At 58.7% G+C, this 1,477-nt stretch carries 2 protein-coding genes; one reads left to right on the plus strand and one right to left on the minus strand.

Annotated elements, in window-relative coordinates; all coding sequences use genetic code 11:
- On the plus strand, positions 1-946 hold a 946-nt coding region (locus tag EOA85_RS35120; protein ID WP_206523467.1), incomplete at its 5' end, for a sulfotransferase family 2 domain-containing protein.
- Positions 947-964: 18 nt separating this feature from the next.
- On the opposite strand, the gene EOA85_RS35125 is transcribed toward EOA85_RS35120, so the two are convergent.
- Positions 965-1,477 (minus strand): sulfotransferase (locus EOA85_RS35125; RefSeq protein WP_164760127.1); only part of this gene is annotated, 513 nt, incomplete at its 5' end.

Genomic DNA, 1,477 nt, shown 5'->3' on the forward strand with positions numbered 1-1,477 from the left:
TTTAGAAACTAATAGGAAAGAGCGGATGAACACCAGCACCCCCAACGTGTCGTATGAGATTCCCGTCCCGAAATCGAAGCAGACTCGTGGATTGAGGAAAATCGAACGCCAGTTGAGGCCGAAACTGCGGTCGCTTCGGTGGCGGGTTGTCGAGCAGGTTTTGAGCTGGCGCAATCCCGAGGCGTTGGCTTTTTACCGCAGAGCCATGGAAACCGCATATCTGCCTGACGACCTGATCGACGTAGTCCCGCAACTCAAGATCCTGTACCTCGCCACGCCAAAGGCGGCGAGTAGCCGCATTCGCAGCAACCTTGCAGCCATGATCGGAAACGACACCGTGTCGGGGTGGCGCAGCGACCAGAACTGGAAGGTGCACAACCGAAAGGCGTCGAACTTGCAGGCGCCCCGCCATGGCGTCCTGCAGTTCTATCGCATGGCCACCAGTCCGGAAGCCTTGCGATTTACCTTCGTTCGCAACCCCTATACCCGGCTGTTGTCGTGCTGGGCCGACCAATATCGTGACCGTCCGCTTGTGCCTGGTTATGGCAGGGTGGAGGTCTATTTAGCCTACCGCGAAAGGGCTGATCCGGCGCTGCCTGTAGGACCCGACAAGAGCCTGTCCTTTGCAGATTTCGTCGCCTTTGCCTGCACGACTTCCACATGGCGGATCGACAAGCATTGGCAGAGGCAAAGCGACATCATCGACCTTCCAGGTGTGGCGTTCGACCTCGTCGGCAAGACGGAGACTTTCGCACAGGACTTCGAACCGGTTCTCGATCATGTCGGTGCAAGCGACGAGATGCGACGCGCGGCGATGCCACCTCTGCACACCTCCTCCCGCCGCAGACTTGCCGACTATTTCACGCCAGAACTGGCTGATACCATCTATCGCGCGTATGAGCGCGACTTCGATCAGTTTGGCTATCCGCGCGCGCTTCCCGAGTAAAGTGGTCGCGCGGCGGTCTCAAATGTACCCGAACGCCTGCATCAGGGGTTTCCCACGCCCCTCGGTAAGCTCCATCAATTCCTGCTGACCCAGTTCGGTCTTCCAGCGGCCGCGGCCATCATAAATTGGCTGGTTCACTTGCTGGTTGCGCAATGCTGCATGTTGGGGTTGCGCATTAAGTGTGAACCATCGTTGCGGGTTCCGATGATAATCGAGCAGGCTCTGGTCGAATGACAATCCCAGGAAGGTGCAGATCTTTTCGACGGTCGCTTCCGGGTCATCGACAAGATCTTCGTAGCGGTAAATCAGGACGTCCGTGCTGCCGCGCTCGGCAAGGACCATTGTGTTGTCCGAAATCCAGCGATCCAGGCTCGCGGTCGCATCGCCAAGCCGCCTTGTCAGCGAAGCAACGGTATCGCGCCCATCGCGTACCGGCATCACGAACTTCGCGCCCGGCACCAGGCGTCGTATCCGGTCGACACGCCTGATATGACGCGGTGTCTTTTCAAGCAGCACCGACTTGCCCGCCCC

This window comes from Mesorhizobium sp. M5C.F.Ca.IN.020.29.1.1 (assembly GCF_003997375.1).
Classification (GTDB): Bacteria; Pseudomonadota; Alphaproteobacteria; order Rhizobiales; family Rhizobiaceae; genus Mesorhizobium; species Mesorhizobium wenxiniae.